At 48.8% G+C, this 19,818-nt stretch carries 22 protein-coding genes; 8 read left to right on the top strand and 14 right to left on the bottom strand.

The window, feature by feature from the left end; genetic code table 11:
* The first annotated feature begins 235 nt into the window (after positions 1-235).
* The 5 genes from BBG47_RS11695 to BBG47_RS11675 all read left to right on the top strand — a co-directional run bounded on the left by BBG47_RS11695 (position 236) and on the right by BBG47_RS11675 (position 4,717).
* Entirely contained in the window at positions 236-694 is a 459-nt protein-coding gene (locus BBG47_RS11695) for a cupredoxin domain-containing protein (RefSeq protein ID WP_065291862.1), read from the top strand.
* Between the two features lie 50 nt (positions 695-744).
* Entirely contained in the window at positions 745-1,080 is a 336-nt protein-coding gene (locus BBG47_RS11690) for a dehydrogenase (protein ID WP_370510431.1), read from the top strand.
* A 142-nt stretch (positions 1,081-1,222) separates the two neighbouring features.
* On the top strand, positions 1,223-2,176 hold the full coding sequence (locus BBG47_RS11685; RefSeq protein WP_065291861.1) for a D-2-hydroxyacid dehydrogenase: 954 nt from the start codon (positions 1,223-1,225) through the stop codon (positions 2,174-2,176).
* Between the two features lie 2 nt (positions 2,177-2,178).
* Positions 2,179-3,348, top strand: coding sequence for a winged helix-turn-helix domain-containing protein (locus BBG47_RS11680; RefSeq protein WP_083189241.1), 1,170 nt, complete (start codon positions 2,179-2,181; stop codon positions 3,346-3,348).
* 61 nt (positions 3,349-3,409) lie between these two features.
* Positions 3,410-4,717, top strand: a complete 1,308-nt coding sequence (locus tag BBG47_RS11675; protein WP_065291860.1) for an MFS transporter — start codon at positions 3,410-3,412, stop codon at positions 4,715-4,717.
* On the opposite strand, the gene BBG47_RS11670 is transcribed toward BBG47_RS11675, so the two are convergent.
* The 10 genes from BBG47_RS11670 to yyaC form a co-directional block, all read right to left on the bottom strand.
* Positions 4,679-5,122: a hypothetical protein gene (locus BBG47_RS11670; RefSeq protein WP_065291859.1), complete on the bottom strand. Its 444-nt coding sequence runs from the start codon at positions 5,120-5,122 to the stop codon at positions 4,679-4,681. The genes BBG47_RS11675 and BBG47_RS11670 overlap by 39 nt on opposite strands.
* 7 nt (positions 5,123-5,129) lie before the next feature.
* Positions 5,130-7,226: an O-antigen ligase family protein gene (locus tag BBG47_RS11665; RefSeq protein WP_065291858.1), complete on the bottom strand. Its 2,097-nt coding sequence runs from the start codon at positions 7,224-7,226 to the stop codon at positions 5,130-5,132.
* A 104-nt stretch (positions 7,227-7,330) separates the two neighbouring features.
* Positions 7,331-8,770, bottom strand: a complete 1,440-nt coding sequence (locus BBG47_RS11660; RefSeq protein WP_065291857.1) for a hypothetical protein — start codon at positions 8,768-8,770, stop codon at positions 7,331-7,333.
* A gap of 75 nt (positions 8,771-8,845) precedes the next feature.
* On the bottom strand, positions 8,846-9,523 hold the full coding sequence (locus BBG47_RS11655) for a PilZ domain-containing protein (protein WP_021255287.1): 678 nt from the start codon (positions 9,521-9,523) through the stop codon (positions 8,846-8,848).
* 371 nt (positions 9,524-9,894) lie between these two features.
* Positions 9,895-11,097 (bottom strand): class I SAM-dependent methyltransferase, encoded by a 1,203-nt coding sequence (locus BBG47_RS11650; protein ID WP_065291856.1) that lies wholly within the window; start codon positions 11,095-11,097, stop codon positions 9,895-9,897.
* A 13-nt stretch (positions 11,098-11,110) separates the two neighbouring features.
* Positions 11,111-11,878: a DUF6483 family protein gene (locus tag BBG47_RS11645; RefSeq protein WP_065291855.1), complete on the bottom strand. Its 768-nt coding sequence runs from the start codon at positions 11,876-11,878 to the stop codon at positions 11,111-11,113.
* A gap of 5 nt (positions 11,879-11,883) precedes the next feature.
* Complete coding sequence (locus BBG47_RS11640) at positions 11,884-12,555, bottom strand: SdpI family protein (protein ID WP_065291854.1); 672 nt, start codon at positions 12,553-12,555, stop codon at positions 11,884-11,886.
* The gene (locus BBG47_RS11635) at positions 12,555-12,836 is read right to left on the bottom strand and encodes an autorepressor SdpR family transcription factor (protein WP_021255291.1); all 282 of its coding nucleotides are present in this window, start codon (positions 12,834-12,836) and stop codon (positions 12,555-12,557) included. The genes BBG47_RS11640 and BBG47_RS11635 overlap by 1 nt, the downstream gene beginning before the upstream one ends.
* Before the next feature lie 159 nt (positions 12,837-12,995).
* On the bottom strand, positions 12,996-13,790 hold the full coding sequence (locus tag BBG47_RS11630) for an alpha/beta fold hydrolase (RefSeq protein WP_065291853.1): 795 nt from the start codon (positions 13,788-13,790) through the stop codon (positions 12,996-12,998).
* 473 nt (positions 13,791-14,263) lie between these two features.
* A complete protein-coding gene (yyaC, locus tag BBG47_RS11625; RefSeq protein ID WP_065291852.1) occupies positions 14,264-14,821 on the bottom strand; it encodes a spore protease YyaC in 558 nt (185 codons plus the stop codon).
* Between the two features lie 271 nt (positions 14,822-15,092).
* Here yyaC and BBG47_RS11620 point away from each other — a divergent pair, with 271 nt between their 5' ends.
* A complete protein-coding gene (locus BBG47_RS11620; protein ID WP_021255294.1) occupies positions 15,093-15,317 on the top strand; it encodes a DUF1128 family protein in 225 nt (74 codons plus the stop codon).
* Between the two features lie 93 nt (positions 15,318-15,410).
* Here the strand turns inward: BBG47_RS11620 and BBG47_RS11615 are convergent, their stop codons facing one another.
* Together BBG47_RS11615 and BBG47_RS11610 are read right to left on the bottom strand one after the other, a co-directional pair.
* Positions 15,411-16,115 (bottom strand): copper homeostasis protein CutC, encoded by a 705-nt coding sequence (locus BBG47_RS11615; protein ID WP_065291851.1) that lies wholly within the window; start codon positions 16,113-16,115, stop codon positions 15,411-15,413.
* Between the two features lie 53 nt (positions 16,116-16,168).
* A complete protein-coding gene (locus BBG47_RS11610) occupies positions 16,169-17,176 on the bottom strand; it encodes an asparaginase (protein ID WP_065291850.1) in 1,008 nt (335 codons plus the stop codon).
* Between the two features lie 155 nt (positions 17,177-17,331).
* Between BBG47_RS11610 and BBG47_RS11605 the strand changes: the two genes are divergently transcribed.
* Positions 17,332-18,021, top strand: a complete 690-nt coding sequence (locus tag BBG47_RS11605; protein WP_254659805.1) for a phosphatase PAP2 family protein — start codon at positions 17,332-17,334, stop codon at positions 18,019-18,021.
* A gap of 91 nt (positions 18,022-18,112) precedes the next feature.
* Positions 18,113-18,496 carry a YtxH domain-containing protein gene (locus BBG47_RS11600; protein ID WP_065291849.1) on the top strand — a complete coding sequence of 128 codons (384 nt, stop codon included), beginning with the start codon at positions 18,113-18,115 and terminating at the stop codon, positions 18,494-18,496.
* A 95-nt stretch (positions 18,497-18,591) separates the two neighbouring features.
* Here BBG47_RS11600 and BBG47_RS11595 read toward each other — a convergent pair whose 3' ends face one another.
* A complete protein-coding gene (locus BBG47_RS11595; protein ID WP_028532007.1) occupies positions 18,592-19,362 on the bottom strand; it encodes a sigma-70 family RNA polymerase sigma factor in 771 nt (256 codons plus the stop codon).
* The gene (gene rsbW / locus BBG47_RS11590; protein WP_065291848.1) at positions 19,359-19,817 is read right to left on the bottom strand and encodes an anti-sigma B factor RsbW; all 459 of its coding nucleotides are present in this window, start codon (positions 19,815-19,817) and stop codon (positions 19,359-19,361) included. The genes BBG47_RS11595 and rsbW overlap by 4 nt, the downstream gene beginning before the upstream one ends.
* Between the last annotated feature and the right edge of the window lies 1 nt (position 19,818).

The following is a 19,818-nucleotide window of genomic DNA, read 5'->3' as shown; positions in this document are numbered from 1 at the left end:
GCTTATTCTAACATATGGATCGCCATGACTCCAATCATGACTTTGGCTTGTTCGATCTTGATGCCTCCTTACCCCCTGGGATAACACAAGTCATGCGCTACCCTGGCCATGCATACACTTGGACTAAGCACAAGCTTGTACCTTATATCTTCTCTAGTAATGGCTGCCTGCAAATGAAATGTTATGAGCAAGCACTAAAAAGTGATACTCAATTGGGCAAAGGAGGTTTCACAATTTGACACGTTTTTGGATTGTCTCTCGCAAACAATTGCGAATTGGTGCAATCGTCTTCTCCGCCATATTAGTAGCTGCAGCGTTCTGGCGCTATGAAACCGTGCGGTCTGAACGGGCAGTTGAGGCAGCACCTCAATCGACTCGAATTCTCCACATGGTAACAGGAGAGGTTAAGTCCAAACTGGATAATGGGAAAGAAATCGAAGTGTATCAATTTATTCCGGGTACAGTTCATGCCAAAGCCGGTGAGCGAGTAGAGCTTCGTATTCGCGGAATTAACGGCAAAAAGCATGATTTCGAAATCGAGAGCATGAATGTAAAAGGCAGCATCGAGAAAGACAAAGAAACCGTCATCACCTTTACTGCCAAGGAAGGCATTCATCGCATCGTCTGCTTAACCCATCCCGATATGCAGCATGAAGGCCCTATGGTAGGGTATATCGTAATCGATTCGAAATAGCGCGCGGCCACAAGGAACCTGGGTAGGATGCCTGCATATGATGAACATATATGCAGGAAAGGAGTCGTCATCCATTGAAAGCCCCGAAGGAGCCTCATACAAGGCCTCTCCCCACAGCCAGAAGAATTCGCCGTGCTTGCAACAATGAGTTGTATCGAACCATTAAGCGGATGAACGTCTGGATTCCCGAAGATCTCGTCAAACAAGGAGAAGAACTTTACTATCGCAAAGTGATTGAGAACTTGATCTGGATTCACGAGAACGGTGCCAACCGCAAGAAGCTGTCCGATTGGTGGGACGAGACCGTCTGCGAAGAGCTTGCCGCACTGTGGAATGTAGATCAAGCGAAATTATCCTCCAGCTTCCGGCAAGCATTCGGAGGCTAACTGCTATAATCGCTCATGCAGGCTGTCGGTTACCATCCGTTCAGCCTATTTCTAATGTCCAGCAACCTACGAAGCACTCATAGACGCACCAATCGGATTCGAGTTATGATGTTAGAAAATGGACGCTAAGGAGGACCTCATCTTGAAAAATATCGTATGTGCACTAGCTTTGCCGCCAGAATTTCTAGAGGGCATTCGCCTCGCTGCTCCCGAATACAATGTCATTGCTGGACGAGCTAAGGAGCTCGATCGAGACGTATTCCGACAAGCTGAAGTTATTTTCGGTTGGTCGCCTGCTATCATCGAGGAATGCCTCCATGATGATTCCCCGCTTCGCTGGATACAGCTGTGGACGGCTGGTGCCGATTATGTTCCGATGGATACACTCCGCAAGCACGATGTAATGTTGACTACGGCGGGGGGTGTGCATCCCGTCCCGATGATGGAGACGGTATTCGCGATGCTGCTCGGCTTCACTCGAAATCTGCCACAAGCGATTCGCAACCAAGATCGACACGTATGGGACAGTAAAGGGAATTATACGGAACTGCTGGGCAAGACCATGGGGATTATCGGCATCGGGCAAATCGGGGCTGAGGTTGCACGAATTGCCAAAGCGTTCGGGATGCGTGTTCTAGGCGTACGCCGCTCCGTTCAACCGACTGATTATGTCGACGGCTTGTACACGTTCGAGCAGCTGAATGAAGTTCTATCTGAATGCGATGTAGTCGTCAACATACTGCCAAAGACATCTCAGACGATAAACTTATATGATGAAAATAGGTTCGCTGCCATGAAGCACGGGGCACTGTTTATCAACGTTGGACGCGGTGCATCGGTGAAGACGGATGCTCTTATCGGTGCCTTGAACAGCGGCCACCTCGCGGGCGCTGGCCTCGATGTGTTCGACATCGAACCATTGCCAGAGGATCATCCGTTATGGTCCATGGACAATGTCATCATGACTCCTCATATCGGAGGCAATACCGATCAATTGAAGGAACGAGCTACGAAGCTGTTTATCGAGAATCTCAAGGCCTATATCGCACAGGGACGTCCTGCTCGCAGCATTGTCAATTACGACAAGGAATACTGAGAATGCTGATTATGATGTCCGGGCTTGCGTTTGAACCTCGTGATTATTCTGTCAGCTTTCAGGCTGAGACAATCAACTTGCTTGCGAAAGAATACGCGCTGCTCGAATTTCTGTACCGAAATCGCGGCAAGGTCTTTAGCCGGGAGCAGCTGCTGGATCAGGTATGGCCAATGGAATATCCGGGCGAACGAACGGTAGATGATCATGTGTATCGGCTCCGAAAAAGAATGAAACCATGGAGCGGGAAAGTTCAACTGATTACCGTGCGGGGGCTTGGCTACAGCCTCACAATAAAAGAAACGCTGGGACTTGCGGTTCCGTCGCTGACGGACAGTGGATTGCAGAAGCAAATCGGGCAGTTGTTGGACACCTATCTCATGTTAGGGCAAAGCCAATCGATGTTAGCCCTTGTCAATCAGCAAGAGCTTCTTGGCGTGAATATCAGTCCCTCCCATCAAATGTTTCTGAGGTTTGTGCGGGCAGATCTGGACTGGTTTCTGGAAAGCGATGCGGAGAACCCAGATAAATTATATTGGCTGCTGATATTTTACTACTCTTTTTACATGGAACCGGCAAAAAGTCTGAATTACTTTGAACGGACGATTGAATCGGGGATTTTGCCGTTTGAGATGCATCGCGAGCTGAAAGTGTTAAATATTCTTGGTCTTTATGCAGATAACGGTCGTGTTGAAGAGGATCTGCAGCGTGTGCAAGAAGCTTATCGGATCATCGAAAAGGAGCAAGGTAAGCTGGATGCCTTCAAGGTTCATATTGCCATGTCGGAAATGCATATTCATTTGGTCGCAGGCAGTATCCAAGAGGCAGAGCGGTGCTCTAGGCAGATCGAAGACATGCTGGCTGACGCTCCTTATTTGCGGGAAATCAGCGCCTATCATGGTTTAAGAGGGAAATTGCTGCTGCTTCAAGGCCACCCCCAAGAAGCAGCAGCTGCATTCGAATATGGCCTTGAGGCCGGCGAAACGGCGCATAATGTACCGCTGCTCGCTCGGTTGATCATTGGTACACTCCATTTTTTGAAAACCTCATATCACGATTCCAAACTGCTGCAGACCTTCCAGACTCGATATGATGAGTTTGAACGGGGGTATAAGCTGGAGGCATATAAACAGCCCATAGAACAGATGATTGATCGGATTTTAGGTTCTGTCTGATAACCCCCTGATATTTCTTCGTTAAAGTGAGAGTAATTCTGATTTAACGGAGGAAATATTCATGTCTACCACATTTGTATCAAACGGGCGCCAGGTATCTATTTGGAAGAACCGGATTTTTACTAAGATGTACTCGGCTTATGCCGTCTCATCTTTCGGCGAATGGTTCGACGTCTTTGCAATTGAGATTCTGGTGGCATACCGCTGGCATGCGGATCCGTTTATGATCGCCTTGATTCCGGTGATGATCGCTCTCCCCGGCATTCTGTTCGGATCTTTCGCCGGTGTAATCGCCGACCGCTGGAAGAAGGTCAATCTCATGCTGTTGGCCGATGCAGCCGAAACGCTGCTCACCATATTGCTGCTGTTTGTTCCCGGCATGTACTGGATGCTGCCTTTGCTTGCGTTTCGCGCCACAATGGGAGTATTCCGCGTTCCAGCGCATCAAGCGTTAACGCGCCAGGTGGTTCAGGAGAATCAACTGCTCAAAGCAACCTCGTATAACGGGCTCGTCAATCAATTTTCCAAAATCGCGGGGCCCCTGCTCGGCGCAGTGGCTTTAACAGTGATCTCCCCACAATTATGTATTTTGGTGAATGCCATCACGCGCTTTTCCTCCTGCATCTTGCTATATACAATGCGGCATATCGATGAAAATGCAAAAGCAGAGAATCGGGAGAATTCTGATGACTCGGAAAACGGCGCAGAGACTAAGATGAGCTTCGCCCAATTATGGAAGCAAGGGTGGGCATTGCTGCTGCAGCGCCGGATTCTTTTTAGTAGTTTTATCGTGAATATGATCATTATGCTGATTATTTTGATGATCGATTTCCAGTTTCCGACGTTGTATCGGGAAATTGCCCCTCATAACGAGTCTCTGCTTGGTTGGATGGTGGCTGCCACAGGAGTCGGAGCGTTTATCACCATCCTGCTGCTGAACCGTCTTGGCAAAGTAAGGTACGGACCTGGTATCGGAGGAGGAGCCGCGTTGATTGGAGCTGCTTTTGGAAGTATGGGACTCTTAAGAGCGGATTCGCATGGAATATGGAGCATCGTCTTGGGACTTGTGATCGGTATTGGAAACGGGCTGTCTATCGTGACTTATAACTATGTCCTACAGAAAGAAACTCCTGAGGGTATGACAGGCCGGATCTTTGGCATTCAAAATATGTCCGCCAGCACGATGATGGTAGGTGCGCCTTTAATCGGAGGCTTACTGATTCGTGGAATGGGTGTGAGCAAGGTGTTTTTCTTGCTGGGAACAGTTGTCTTCATCATTGGCGTCATATGCCTGAGTTTTCAGCACGTATTATGGCCGACCAGGTTCCAATCAACGCAGCCGCAAGAAATGCAGGAGGTTTCCGGGTAGCGGTTTATGCAGATCAAAAGACTCCAGTATGGAGCCTGAAAATAAGCCAACTTTCCGTCTTATGGATGTCATTTTCATATTGTTTATCGTGCTGGCAACATTGACGTACTCGCTCCAGCGAAGGTACGTACCGCTGATTTCAACCGGATGCTGCGGGACGATGCTATTAATCTGATCGTACCGCCTTGGAGTGGCGAATATTAATTCAGCGGAAAGTTCAAATCGGCCTCTGTTCGCATTATCTGCGACGAGGCCGGTTTTTTCTTGAGTTGTTCGAGATTCCGCCCTTATCGGCGTGCCGGCAGGCACAGCATGTTCAAAGTTCACCTTCAACTTCATGAGAAAAGTCCGGTATCCTGGTGACGTCAAATGAAGGCGACCAGCGCTCCGAATTCTGGTTAACATCCATGAACTACTGTCCCCTCGTGATCAACGAAACGATCGAGCTGTAAGCCCGCTTCGCTTCCTCCGTCATTGCGAAACGCTTGCCGTTCGCAGGATTGCGCATGAGAAGGACATGATGTGCCTCCGCTTCATATCGCCGGAACATCTTGCCTGCTGCGTTCGCATATGCGGCCGCTTGAAGGCGATCTGCACTGTAGTGCGCCGCAAGCGACAGCTTCTCAATGGCTTCGGTCTGCAGCACGCGATCGAAGCGGTCGCTGCTAACCGCCGCCTCCCACCAAGCGGCGGCGTCATCGGCGCGGCCAAGGCGTGCACTTGCCAAGGCGAGCGCACGGTAGAGCCCCTTGCCATCGCGTTCGTAGCGCAGCCCTTCCTGCAGAAGGGCAAGCGCCTCCTGCGGAGGCAAGGTTCGGCTCACGGCGATGCGAAGCGCCGTGTTCGCGGGCGCCCAGCGCAGCGCAGCCACTTGCTGCGCATGCGCGCGGGCCATGCCGACAGGGCCTGTGGCCTTGTCGGCAGCAGCGCTGGCAGCCGCGGCGAGCTGTTGTGCCACGAGGTGGCACGACGCGAGCACGATTGCGGCTGCCAGCGGAGCGGCAAGCAGCAGTGCCGCGAGACGCTTCCCGCGCTTCGTGCCCACCTGCCACAGCGCGAAGCGCATCCTTGGAGAGCCATGATTGAGGCTCTCATCGTACAAGCCCAGCGTTAGCAGCACTGCGAACAGCAGCGTCACTAGCCCATACGACATGTCGAAATCAATCAGACTATGTGCAAGCAGCATCGCTGCGGCCAATCCGAATCCGGCATGCCGACGCCATGCTAGCAGCAATGCTGCTAATACTAACCCTATTGAAGGCATTGTAAATACCAGCCCTACATCAAGCAGCATATCCAGCACGCTGCTGTGCACTTCCTTGCCAACATACGGCTCGCTCTGAATGCGTGCAAACTGCTGCCGCCATGAATCTCCGCCTGCGCCGAACCAAGGATGTTCCTTCCACAGCGTAATTGCATCCTTATAGAACAATGTTCGCGCTCCTGCAGTAGCATAATGATCCGTAATCCGGCTGCTTGCCCCTATAGGCAGCAAGTGAATGCCTGCTATCATAAGCATTGGAAGTATGATGAGAATCAACCCATTTCGTAGCCAACGGTTCTGAGATAGACTCAGCATTACGCCGCTGAACAGTACAATTGAACCGATCCAAGTGAACCAAACAGGCATCGGCAGCCACCCATCCCCACTCTGCCACATCGAGGCACTCCACGCGGCCGCTAGGAAAGACCATGCTCCGAACCACAAAAACGTCGTCACGTACTCCGCACGATAGCCGCGAGCGCTCCAGATTCCAACCAGCAATACGATACCAAATACGATCCAGGATCCCCTTGATTCGGTAAGACCAAGGACGACCAAATGGGGAACAATCGGCACAGCCGCAAACAGCCATTTGGTCGAGATTACCCGTACATGAATATTTCCACTCCGTTGGCTTCGAGCTTTAGCCGCCGCACAGGCTGCGCCGTTCAAGTGCAGTAACGCGAATGCCCCAGCAAGTACACCAAGCGTATTCGGGTATTGGACAACCCCACCTAATCGAAATCCAAACGCCGACAATTCTGAATTCTGACTCACCATCACACCTGATTCATTCGGTATCCATCCATAGAGCATGCCAAGAGCGCTGCCACTGATTAGGAATCCGACTAGCATGATTGAACCTGTAATGAGCCGCTTAGCCTGATCCCCCCCTCTGTGCAGCATAATGGCGAGCAGTATAATCCAAGCTTGCAGCATCGCGGTTCTTAGGATTTGCATCTCTGTGCCATATACGGTTGCAGGCCCTAACACCCAGCTAATGAGGTAGCCAATGAGCAGGGGAAGCGGATATATGAGTGGCAATGGAAGGAGTGCATCCCACCTCCATGCGGCAAGCATACATACAGAAGTTGCACAGAGCAGGAGAGATAGCATTCCCACATCGCGATCATAGAACAGCCCCTGCTTCCATAACGCAACAAGAAGCACAGCGAAGATTATCCCGATTCCAACATACAAAACAACAAAATTGCCATGGCCATCTTGTTGTAAATCCACCTTCATCTGCACTCCCCCTTCTTTCCCGATTCTACCAATTCTATATCTATTATGATGGACAATCAAAAAGAAGGCCAACCCTTAGGTTGACCTTCTAACGATACTGCTTGTTATTCTGCGAGAATCGCCATCACGATCTTAGCGCGAACAAAATTATTGTCACCCTTCGTGAACAGCCATTGCTGGGCGTCCACAATCTGATAGGATGATTCGCCTCTTGCGGCAGCCAGCTCCTTCAATTCACGAATGACTTTCTCTTTGCCGGACAGTTCAATCGCTCGCTCCAGCGTGACCGTCGTTCCATCGAACAGATAGAGACCATACTGTCCTTCATCAAATCCTTTAGATTGGCCCTTTTGTTGATCAATGATGAATGTAAGGCTGCCCCCACTTGTCAGTTCTCCCTTACGAGCATTACCTGATGCAACCTTCTGTTCGAGCTCTGCATAGGAAGGCAGATACTGTTCAAATGGAGCCATGTAATACTCACCGGAGCCAGCTGGCATCACTTCAAAGCCGTTATCTACTTCTGGATAAGTACCGGCAATCCCAACTTCGCGCGGTTTGCTGATGTACATGCTTAATGTTCCATGCGCAGGAATACCTTGTCGTTGATCATCCGCAGTAATCGTGATTTTCTCGATGCCCTCTGCGGAATCGGCTCTCGCACGCAACAACAGGTTATCCCCATTAATCTCGCATGAGACCAGGCCGTTTGCCGAGACTGCAGTATAGAATAATTCATCGTTGTCTAAATCCTCAAAATACCGTGACAGCACGATACTAGCTTCCCCGCCAGGCATCAAATGCACAGTACGATCAAAATTATTTTTCAGGCTGGGTGACTGATTGATTTTATAGTCCTTATAGTATGTAGCGGATATATCTTTACCGTTCGTATCTTTTATTGTTACTTTGAATACCCATCTAGTATCCACTGCGTTCTGAGCCACAGCGCTGAAAATATATCTTTTCTGATTAACAGGTGTTATATTATTGAATCCATTTCCAGAGCGAAGCTCGTTATAAGGTACCGGTAAGTTGGATCTCCAATCTACATTCTCAAATATATATTGGAAATCATTGATTTCAGAAGACCCCAGCTGCACATAACTTTCCTGTTCAGGTTCTCTAATCCGAGGAATAATATTACCCTGTGAGGGGTCGACTACCGCAACGACAAACTTATGATGAAGTACCGTTCCATCCCCTTGGGTCCATTTGAACTCGACCGTAGTCGATCCTGGACTATGCGGCGTCACCACGTATTCTTCGTTAGGTAAATCTACCTTTACTTCGGCAATTGCAGGATCAATGTTCACCACTTCCTGATACGTAACATTCGTAACAGATGGCTGAATTAACTCGGCCTTAATCTTCTGACGCCCTTCCTGATTCATTGCAACGTCTGTGAATACCTCAAATACCTTAGTCGGGTATCGATTATTTAGCCCAGCTGCTGACGTCGATGTTGGTAAGGCGCTTAATAGGAGCACGATGCCAAGACATCCGATTAATAAGTTCCTTACATGACGAGAAGCGCGCTTCAAGCTGCTCCCTCCCTCCCTTTCTCTCCTACCATTTCTATTCTATGTAATGGTGAAGTACATTGCTATTTTAGCATGTTATGGGCGAGCTGTTATTGAATTTTTTGATTTGCGATCAATATGTGATTTAATCTGTTCCCGCATAATAAATGCACGCAGGGACCGTTGTGCAGGATCACTGGTTACCTGAAGCTTGGCTCCATAGAAAATATCGTCTTCCCGACTCGCCATACGAGCAATCGTTAAGCGGCAAGGAACAGCAAATCCAAGCTGCAGTTCAGCCTCTAATTCGCTTCCTTCCACGAATGAAGAGTTCCCCTTAATGTTGAAACCGATCCCATTCAAACTAATATCTTCGATATGAATCGGTATTGGCGTCGGCGTAATTGCCATTCCTTCCGCCGGTCGTGGAGGCAGTACGTATCCATGCTTGCGCACCTCTATTCGCGGAAATAAGCGTTGATCTGTAAATTTACGCTGTTGATGCGGCGGATGAATAAGCATCAACGACCCTTCATGCCGTGCCACAGCCTGAGTATGGAAATTAAATATGCCTACCGGCGAATATATGGTCACCTTCAGCGCCTCTCCAAGTTCAAACCGCTCGAATTCTGGCAGTTCTACCTCCATGACATCTCCTTCTAAATAAGACAATACTCCCGTTGCAATGCAGTTGTCGCCCTCAAGCACTGTACGACTGTGCAAAAGCGACATTAACAAATGCTCTGGAGCATCCGTTACATAAGCTCCCGTCATTGACCGTTCAACCTCCTAGGTTCTTCGTTCGCAGTTTATCCCCTTGCTCTGCTTCGCTTCGTTTCACTATTCACGTTAATCTTGCTCTTGCTGTATGAAGATCGAGCCAGACATAGGCGTCCTGCTTGTTCTATTGCAACAACTCACTTTGCCCTGTTCTATAACCATGCAGCTATAGATTCTTTTAATGGGCATTGATTTGTTACTGTTCCTGTTCGATACTACCTTCCTTTATATATCGTCCAAAACGGAGGGAATTTGAAGAGAAGCATACTACTGGATAGAGTCGCTCGACCAAAGAGTTCATGTATGCAGCTCACTATCCCCCACATCAAAAAGAACCCTCTACACAACGGAGAGGGCTCTGATACTTATACTGTACGCTTGCAGCCACGAGCTTCCAACAGCTCCTGCAGGGCATGCTCCAAGTACGGATCTGCGTTCAAAAACTGTCTGAACGTCTCATACTCGTTCCACATTTGCGGGTCAGTCTTCTCTACCTGCCCAGCAGGTTCTTCACCGCGAACCGCACGAATCAAAATATTCTTGGGTGTGTGCTCTATATCAATAAATTCGAGCAATTGTGTACGATATCCTACGCAATCAAGCAACTTCGCCCGCAGTCCATCCGTCGCCAAGGCACTGAAACGTTCCTTCAATATGCCGTGTCTCAACAAGGGCTCTAGCACGCTCTGCTCCACCTGACGGTTCAATTCATGCTGGCAGCATGGAACCGACAAGATAACTTGAGCTCCCCACCGTACAGCCTTGTTTAGCGCTGCATCTGTCGCGGTGTCACAAGCGTGCAGCGTCACCACCATATCGACCTCATCGGCACCTTCATATTGGGCGATATCCCCCATTTGGAAGGAGAGTCCGTCATAGTCTAAGCGCCTAGCAAGCGCCTCGCACCGTTCGATGACGTCCCGCTTCAAGTCCAACCCTACAATGTGAACCGGGAGCTTGGATTCTACATGCAGAAAATGATACAGCGCGAACGTTAGATACGATTTGCCGCAGCCAAAATCGATAATGCGAACCGTACGATTGCTCGGCAGATGCGGCAGCACATCCGCTACCATTTCGAGGAAGCGATTGATTTGGCGGAACTTATCATATTTCGCTGCAATCACATTTCCTTCCTTGCCCATGATGCCCAGTTCGACCAAGAATGGAACCGGAACTCCCTCGTTCAACACATATTGCTTCTTGCGGTTATGTGACACTTCAACCTTGCGCACAACTGCCGCTTGCTTGCGAATCGTTACCTTGAATTTCTTGCTGATCAACACTTGGTAATCGCCTTCTGTTGTCCGCAACAGTCCCTGCTTGAATGTACTCTCGAATAAAGACATCACCTTCGCAGCCGCTTCTGTTAACGGGACATTATCATGCGTCACCTTATTATCATAATGATACTCGAACTGGATCTGAATCTGCCCGCGCAACTGCACCGGCTTGAGCAGCACCTTGGTGTAGCCCTCCTCAGGCTTGCGCCGCAGCTGGCTAAGCACTGCACTGCTTAAAATTTGTTCTGTAATCACTCGTTCAACTAACTCTGTTAATTGTTCCATCTGCTTATAACTCCTACCGTTCCATTTGCCATGCTGTACTCTTACTTACGTCTTCTCTGCCCGAGATGACCTCTTCTCGGCTTAATCCGCCTTCTAGAAGCGTCTCATCCGACATTGCATCAAGTCGTTCATAGAACTTCAACGCTTGCGTATATCGACTTGCTGCCTGCTCAGGATGATGCCGCTCTCCACTGTTCAACCACTCAAACAAAGAGTCCTCTGCTTCAGCCAGACGACCCTCCTTCTCAAACCAGCGCCACATCTTCTCCCTTAAGCGATTATCAATATGATAGCCTTTGATTACCTGATATATCGCTTCCATCGAGTCTTGAACCGGAAGCAGCCTCCGATCACTACCTTGCGAGGTCGCTTCCAGCAAAAGCTCGTACGACTTCATCAATCGCAGAATATATATTGTCTCGTCATTGTCAGTTCCCATCATGCTCTCACCATATCGCGGCACTTCGGCAGCGCCAAACGGCGACGACTCATTATCATGCCTGCTTCGTTCCCATTCCAACTTAGCCCGCTCATACAGTACAATCGCCAATGCTTGGATCTCATCTGCATGCAGCCGCTCTCCCGTCCGGAACAGTCGTATGATGTCCTCTGTCGGAAGCTTGTCAGCCAGTTCCCCGCTAATCCGAAAACGGCGCTGCAACAATTCATCCCACTCGACAATCAGTTGCTCACGCTTCTTCTTTTCCTTTAGTCCAAGCGCTTGACCAAACATACGAGTCATCTCTTCAATTAACCGGAGTAAATAATCACGTTGGTGCATCACCATCACCTCGGCCGTATTTTAGATTGAAAGACAAGGTAGGAATAAATCATGGGGACAAAGACTGATACCGCTATTACAAGTAAACCGATATATCCACCCCAGTGGAGGGGCAGCAGCCATGCTCCAGCACATGCTAGTAACCCCGATATAAGCCACACCTTGCCTGCCAGACGATGCGTTTTGCGCCATACCTGTTCGTCTGCAAGCGTCCACGGCGTACGGATACCGAAAAAATAGTTGAACCGAACACGTCCAAACATGTTGCCAAGGAACATCCATAAAAATCCGAGCGCAGTTAAAATCAGAGATTGCACCGGAAACCCGTTAATTAGATGATAGCCGATCACGACGCCGAATATAGCTTGCAGGAACACAGACAATGCCCAGCCGAACCATATGTATGTGGATTCGAATTTCTTGTAATTGTGCTGCTGCGGATCTGCACGTCGAACGAACGGCAAAAGTACGGGGATCAGTATTAAGATAGCAGAGAATATGATAAAAACTATCGTCTTCTCCATTGTCCCGTCAGGAGCGCCATAGTAGTTGAAATGGGATACAATCCTCTCTGGAAGCTTCGGATATGCCAGCCACATCAGTCCAGCTACAATCACATTGTACACAAACAATACAAGAAATGCCCTTCTCTCCAGACTGTGATCCAGTAGTTTCATTAATCATCCCTCCCTCGCTTCCCCTGGTATGAAATGATATCAAGAAACCAGCCGAGAGCCTCCTGCAATACGGTTGTATTGAGTGAGTACCATATATGCTGGCCTCGCCGCTCATCAAGAATGAGCTTCGCTTGCTTCAACCCATTCAGATGATGAGAGATGCTTGGCTTCGTCATATTAAAGTGATCGGCGATGTCTCCTGCCGTCATATCCTTATCCTTCAACAAGGTTATAATCTGTCGCCTAGTCGGATCTGCAAGTGCTTTAAACGCCTCATTCATGTCAAAGCCTCGCTTCATGTACATAATATTCGGATTCAGACATCCAAAAAGTAAGTCAAGTATAGCGAAAAAGGGGAGCTTCCTCAAGTGAAGCTCCCCTAAACGTGGTCATCCATATCATCGTTGTCCCCTAATACATCAGAACACTTCTGCTGCCTCTTACTGAAATACATTAGCTAAATAGGTGTGCAGCGCATCCGCAAGTGTCGCTGGCGTCTCCATCATACTCATATGACCCGCCTTCTCTATCGTAACCTGCGAAATATTGTCCCCGCTCGCCGTAAAGGCTTTATCTGCTGTCACAATCTGATCGTGCTCTCCCGCTACTAACAGCACGGGTAACTCAGTTGCTTGCAATACCGAAGTCCGATCAGTTCGCTCTCTCATCGCAAGCGCTGCTCCAGCAGCTCCTTGCGGCGGTGTGCAATATCCAATCTCCTTCGCCCTGCTCACCTGCAAGGCATGCTCTTCAAGATGCTGTGGCGCGAACAGCTTCGGGATTAATCCGTCCACAACAGGAACGATACCTTGCGATTGCAGCTTCTCGACAACGGCCAAGCGATTCTGCTTGCCCTCTTCGGTATCCGGCAAGCTCGTGGAATGGATCAGCCCGAACCCATGCAAGCGGCTGCTATAGCGCTGAGCGAACGACAGCGTAATATATCCACCAAGAGAGTGACCAAGCAGCACAAATTGCGATAGCTCGAGCTTATCGGCAAGCGCAAGCACATCGTCAGCCATTTGTTCAATGGTATATGCGCCTACAGGTGAATCTGACTTGGCATGACCTCGCAAATCTGGAGCAATGACGCGATAGTTCTGCGCCAGCATCGGCATTATCGCTTCCCAATATTTCGAACTTCCACAATAGCCATGAAGCAATAGGACAGCAGGGCCTTGTCCTTGCTGTTCTACATTCATCGTAAAGTTAGCATCCACCTGTATTCTTGTCATCGCTTATCCCTCTCTCCTTCTGGTACGTTCTCAAATTCGCAAGCCTTCATTTTATGCAGAACCTGCCGAAATATGCACCTTTAATTACCATTACACAAAATTTTCAAAAAAGCTTGTCCAAAGCATTCTTTCATTCCAAAAACATCCATACATATATAGTATATTACACTACCCATAAATGCCTGAATCAGCAGCCAACTCCAAGCATTGCCCGCACCAGTAATCTGCGATCTCGAATAGAGGGGGGGTGAACAATATGCAAGGGTTCGAACTTTTCTTTGCCACGAGTGCATTTATTCTCGGGTTAGTTCAGCTCATCATCAAGCTGACGGACCGGGAAAGTAAAAAATGATCCGTTCCCCCAGAACGGATCGGTACAGCTTAACACGCACATCTGTATGAACCCGAATGATGGAGGCGGAGGGCGATCCGGCTCCATCTTTTTTTGGCCCACGACATCATTTGTATGGAGGTTATTCGGTATTTATGCTTGGCTCGGGAAGAAATGATTTGATGATAGCATCCGCTATTTCGTCCGCCATCTTCATGACGTGATGCAAGGAAGTCGTCTGCAATGTCCAATACGGCTTCGGGCCATTCACATTCACGACACAAGCAATGCTGTATTGACCCACTGCTGGCATAGCTAAGCCGACCGATTCTGCTGGCTGTAAGGAGGAGTGGCTGACCAGATATTGTCCTACGGAGCCTGGATGTCCGAGGCAAGCATCGATTGCAACCGTCACAACATGATCCCGCAGCGCAGATAACCGGGATTGCAAATTCGTGGCATCACATGGCTCTTCCATCGTCCCTACCACCTGCAATCCACGCTGCGCAAGTCGGGTGCCAACCAAGGGTCCAAGCGCATCTCCTGTGGATCGGTCGGTACCGATGCAGACGAACATAACGTCCTGACCTTGATGCTTGTCTGCGACTTGCCGCAGCCAATCTTGGAGACGATCTATCGTACAGCGCGTTCTCTGGCCGCTCTGTTCGTATACCTTATTCATATTGCCGTTGACTTGCATGGGCGGAGAGCTCCTTCTGTTCTTTGTACTTCTTGATCAATCCTACTTCATAATTCATTCTGCTACATGATTCAATCTGCTTCATGATTCACATTCTACTGTACAATTCCACTGATGCCAAGCAAGGCACAATAAGGAAGGAAGCATAAGAAATGCCTCGGAGACGAACATTGAATTACGCGAGGATATCGTTTTGTTTCCACTGCTTTCGTGATACAATACGGACATGTTGAATAGGACGTTATCGCAATAGCGTCTAAGGAGGAGAACCATGGTTTCCAATGAAAGAACGCAAGCCAATGTAGAAATGATGATTGATGTGATCAAGGATAAATTGAAGATGGCTACGGCAGCAGCGATGCAGTCCTCTGCGTTCTCCGTAGAGCAATATGACGACATCAAGGATATTTACGATATCATTATGAGCAAGCCTGCTTTCAGCATCAGTGAAGTAGAGGCGATTGTCTCTGAGCTCGGCAAATTACGCCGTTCCTAACACTTTGTCGTATCGCATCACCAGTTGCAACCAAACGAAAAATAGCTCCTAGCGCACAGTGCATAAGCAAAGCGGCTCGGGAGCTATTTTTATTTATACCGTAATTGTATTGAGCGACGACCGCAAAGCCCGCAGACGTTCAGGGTCAATTGGTGCTAGGGCATGACCGCCCATGCGTACATTCGATCCAAAATGAACCTGCTTCACTCCTGCTTGCCTTGTGAAATCAACCACCGTCTCCGCGGTCAGTCCACTGCCAGCCAAAATCCCCAGATTCGAGCCAGCAGCTTGCCGCACCATGGACTGGATACACGCAAGGCCTTGCAGAGCGCTTGGCTGACCGCCCGATGTCAGTACAGTAGTCACCTGTGGGTAAGCAAGCAGAACATCCAAGGCTTGTAGCAGATCGGCAGACTTATCGATCGCACGATGGAAGGTCAGCGGCAAATCGCCGGCCGCCTCCAACACTCTCTCAAGCAGATCGACGTCTACCTTCCCTTCCGGTGTAAGCGCGCCAAAAACAATAGCATTAGCTCCAGTTTCACGTAACAAGCGAGTATCGCGCACAATTGTTGCTCGATCGTCTGCATTATACACGAATGAACGGCTATGCGGCCGTACCATCACATTAACCGGAATACTTACGGAAGCTATAGCCTCTTCAACGAGCCCGAGACTAGGGGTTAGTCCCCCTTCTGAAAATGCAGTAATCAGTTCAATGCGATCTGCTCCATGCAGCTCCGCTTCCTTCACCTCTTGCACTGTCGTACCGATAACCTCTAAGAGTATGGGATTCATTAGCTCACCTCTTCTATGATGTCATACTACAACGAAATTGCGCATCATACCGCTCACTTCAATGCTTGAAGCTGAAATACCGTCTTCTGTTCACCGACCACACGGCCGTTGTCGTTCCGAATTGTGCCTGGGAACACGCGACGAATACGCTCAATTGTCGACTTCTCCTCATAACCAATCTGTTCGAGAATCGATGCAACAATATGCGCCCATTCCTCATCTGAACCATCCGCTACCTTGAAGGCGAAGCCCAGACCTTCACGACGAAGTCCGAAGGCAAATATCCCTTTGAAGCCGCCCTTGGCTATGATGTTCTTATCTTCCATCAACAGCGAGTCAACCCGATTCGTACCGCCAACTAATAATGGATACTCCTGCATTGCATTGCGAATGCGCTCTGCAGCCTTGCGAGTCGGTTCATCCTTAATAAGCTCTGGGCAGGCGATCTTCACATACGCCGTTGCGAGTCCTTGAAGCGGAAGTGCATACACCGGGAAACCACAGCCATCCGTACCTGCATGCATCTGTTCTGGATCAACACCTGCCATCTCGCCGATTGTACGTGTAATCTCTTGCTGTGCGGGATGTTCAGGTTCCGTATAAGTCGCCAGATCCCAGCCCATCATATGGCTCCATGCAAGGACGCCGAAATGCTTGCCAGCACAATTATGATACGCTCTCCGGCGTTCTCCTCCATCGCGCAAATACTGCTCTTTCACTTCTTCGTTCAATGGAAAAGAGGGCGAGCAAATCAAATGATTCTCTTCAAGTCCCGCACACTGCATAATGTGTTCCATCGTATCAATATGAATGGATTCTCCTCGATGAGACGCTGTCATCAACGCTAAATCTCGAGTTTGCAGCCCATAATGCTCAAGCGTCCCACTGCGAACAACAGGGATCGCCTGCAATGGCTTGCCTGCCGAACGCAGGAACATCGGTGTATATATATCTCCGAGCGCATATTGAGGCTGCAGATGGCGATCGACACCACAGATTGCACCGCGATGCTCGCACTCCAGCCAGCCGTTACGTGTTTCCTCCACTAGACGTTCATTCATGTTCGTCTTCCTTTCATTTCTTCCAGTTGCAACAAAGCATGGAAATATGTTATTGATATTACATATTTACCTTTTGTCCATAATCCGTGCTTTAAGAAGCATCAGCGGACATCTTGTAATGTAAACATACACCTAAAGGAGAAGTGTTGACAACTGTGAAACAACAATATCGGGGCGTTACGCCAGAAGCAAAACGCAAGTTCGCACTAAATCTTCTAGGGGGAGCTGCCGCGACACTTATCTTGGCTATCGTTTTCTTTTTTATCACTAGAAGTGTTCTTCTGAATCAAACGACTGACTTCGATCGCTACGTAACGGATACGGTACGCCAAGCAGCCTCCCCTACCTTAACAACTGTCGTCACATGGATCACCCATATCGGATCTAGCCGTGTCGTTGTACCGTTGGCTGGCATACTTATTGTACTCCTTGCCTTCGTGTACAAGCGCAGATGGGACGCCATAAGCCTGCTGACTGTCTCATTGGGAGGCGCCTTGGTCAATGAAGGCCTGAAGATCTGCTTCCAGCGGGCAAGACCAGAATGGGAACACTGGGTCGTTGAAAATGGCTACAGCTTTCCAAGCGGTCACTCCATGGTTAGTACTGCCTTCTTCGGCATGATTGGATATTTAATATGGGTTCACTTAAAAGAACAGGGCAAGCCTGCCGGATATGTGCTTGTGCTTACGGTATTACTTATAATATGCATCGGGCTTAGCCGCATTTATTTGGGTGTTCATTACGTAACCGATGTGCTGGGCGGATACACAGCAGGTGCAATCTGGCTTCTGTTTACCATCATGGCGATGCAGTGGCTGAGAGACCGCAAGAGAAGCGCTCGATAGGTACAGATAATGGGTGCCTCTGTTTCAAACCTCCTAAAATTGTGTAATCCTCTAGTAAGACATTCGACTACACACAAAAGGAGAGGTTAGTATGAGTCAAAACACAGAATGCAATAACGCAAAAATGGATTGCAACACATTTGTAAAGGGACTTCTCATTGGGGGCGCGATAGGAGCGGCGGCAGCTCTGTTGCTTGCGCCGAAATCCGGACGCGAGCTGCGCTCAGATATAAGCGATAAGGCACAGCAAGTAGGCGGCAAAACAAAAGAAATGGCGACAGAACTTGGATCCCGCACAGCTGAAACCGTAAAAACGGTTGGATCAAAAGCGGGTGCAGTCGTTAGCAGCGTGAAAGAAGCATCCAAGGAGTTCGCTGCAACCGTAAAGGAAGCAACAGCCGACACTGCAAATCAGTTGAAGGAAGCATCTGCAGACGTAGCAGAGGAAATTGCGGACGAGTTGAAGAAGGAATAGTGAACGGTGTCTAATCTTTATGAGAATGCATCCATATTATCATAGCAGACACAAAATGAAGATGCTGTCTATACAGACTAGCATCTTCATTTTTTCTACGAAGAATTATTCGATGTCAATATATTCTTAAGTTTCTCCGTTGCACGCCGCTGGATGCGCGACACGCTCATTTGGGAAATGCCGAGACGATCCGCAGCCGAACGCTGTGATAATCCCTCATTAAATATAAGTGCCAATACATTTTGTTCTTCCGGCTTGAGTTCCTTCATAGCCTCCATCAGATCCATCTTGCGTTCCACCGATTCATAATCGTCGGCTTCAGAGCGAATCAGCTCTCCCAATGTCGCAGCACTCTCATCCTGCGATAATGGGGTATCTAAGGAGACGTAATGATAGCACTCTCGACCGGCTAGAACTTCGACAGTTTCTTCGACGGACAATTCCAACTTCTCCGCAATCTCATTTACATTAGGCGACCGCTCAAGCTTCATTGTCAGCTCATCAATGGTCTGCTGTACGAGCGCACCTTTTTCCTTAATCCGGCGTGGAACTTGTATATACCATGACTTGTCCCGCAAGAAGTTCTTCATATGCCCAATCATACTTTTCATCGCATAAGCTTCGAACGGAACACCTAACGAACTATCGAATTGCTTCAATAAGCGGATCAATGCCATATTGCCGACCTGCATCAAATCTTCATACAAGTCCGGACGGTTGCGTGAAATCTTGCCTGCGGCCATCTTGACCATGGGATCGTATCTCTGAATGAGGATCGTTGCAATCTCATTATCATTTGTAGCTTGATATTCATGTATGAGCCGTGTTGCTTCCTCGGATGAATGTTGTTGAGGGACAGCACTCATAGAAGTTCCCCGCTTCGCTGCAGGCGCTTCTTCATCTTCACAACGGTGCCGTGACCATCGACGCTCATCACTTCAACCTCATCCATCAACGCCTGCATTAAATAATATCCAAGACCACCGGCCTGAATATCTTCAAGCTGCTTGTCATGCAAGCCTTCCACCCCACTGGTCTTGCTTGCTGCATCAAAGCTCGCTCCCTCATCCTGTACGATGATCCCAATCTCATCCTCAGCAACCTCAAACAGTACTTCAACGACTCCACCCTGCGAATCATACGCATATAGCACTGCATTATTGCAAGCTTCCGAAATCGCTACCTTCATATCTTCTATATCCTCATAGGAGAATCCGATACGGCTTGCGATACCATACAAAGTCAACCGTGCCAACTCAACATATTCGGCTTGTGCTGGCAATGATAACTTAACGCGCTTCCATTCTCTTGCGTGTTCCATA

The organism is Paenibacillus sp. KS1 (assembly GCF_001680695.1).
In the GTDB taxonomy this organism is placed as follows: domain Bacteria; phylum Bacillota; class Bacilli; order Paenibacillales; family Paenibacillaceae; genus Paenibacillus_B; species Paenibacillus_B suaedae.
This window is presented reverse-complemented; position numbering and strand designations above follow the sequence as displayed.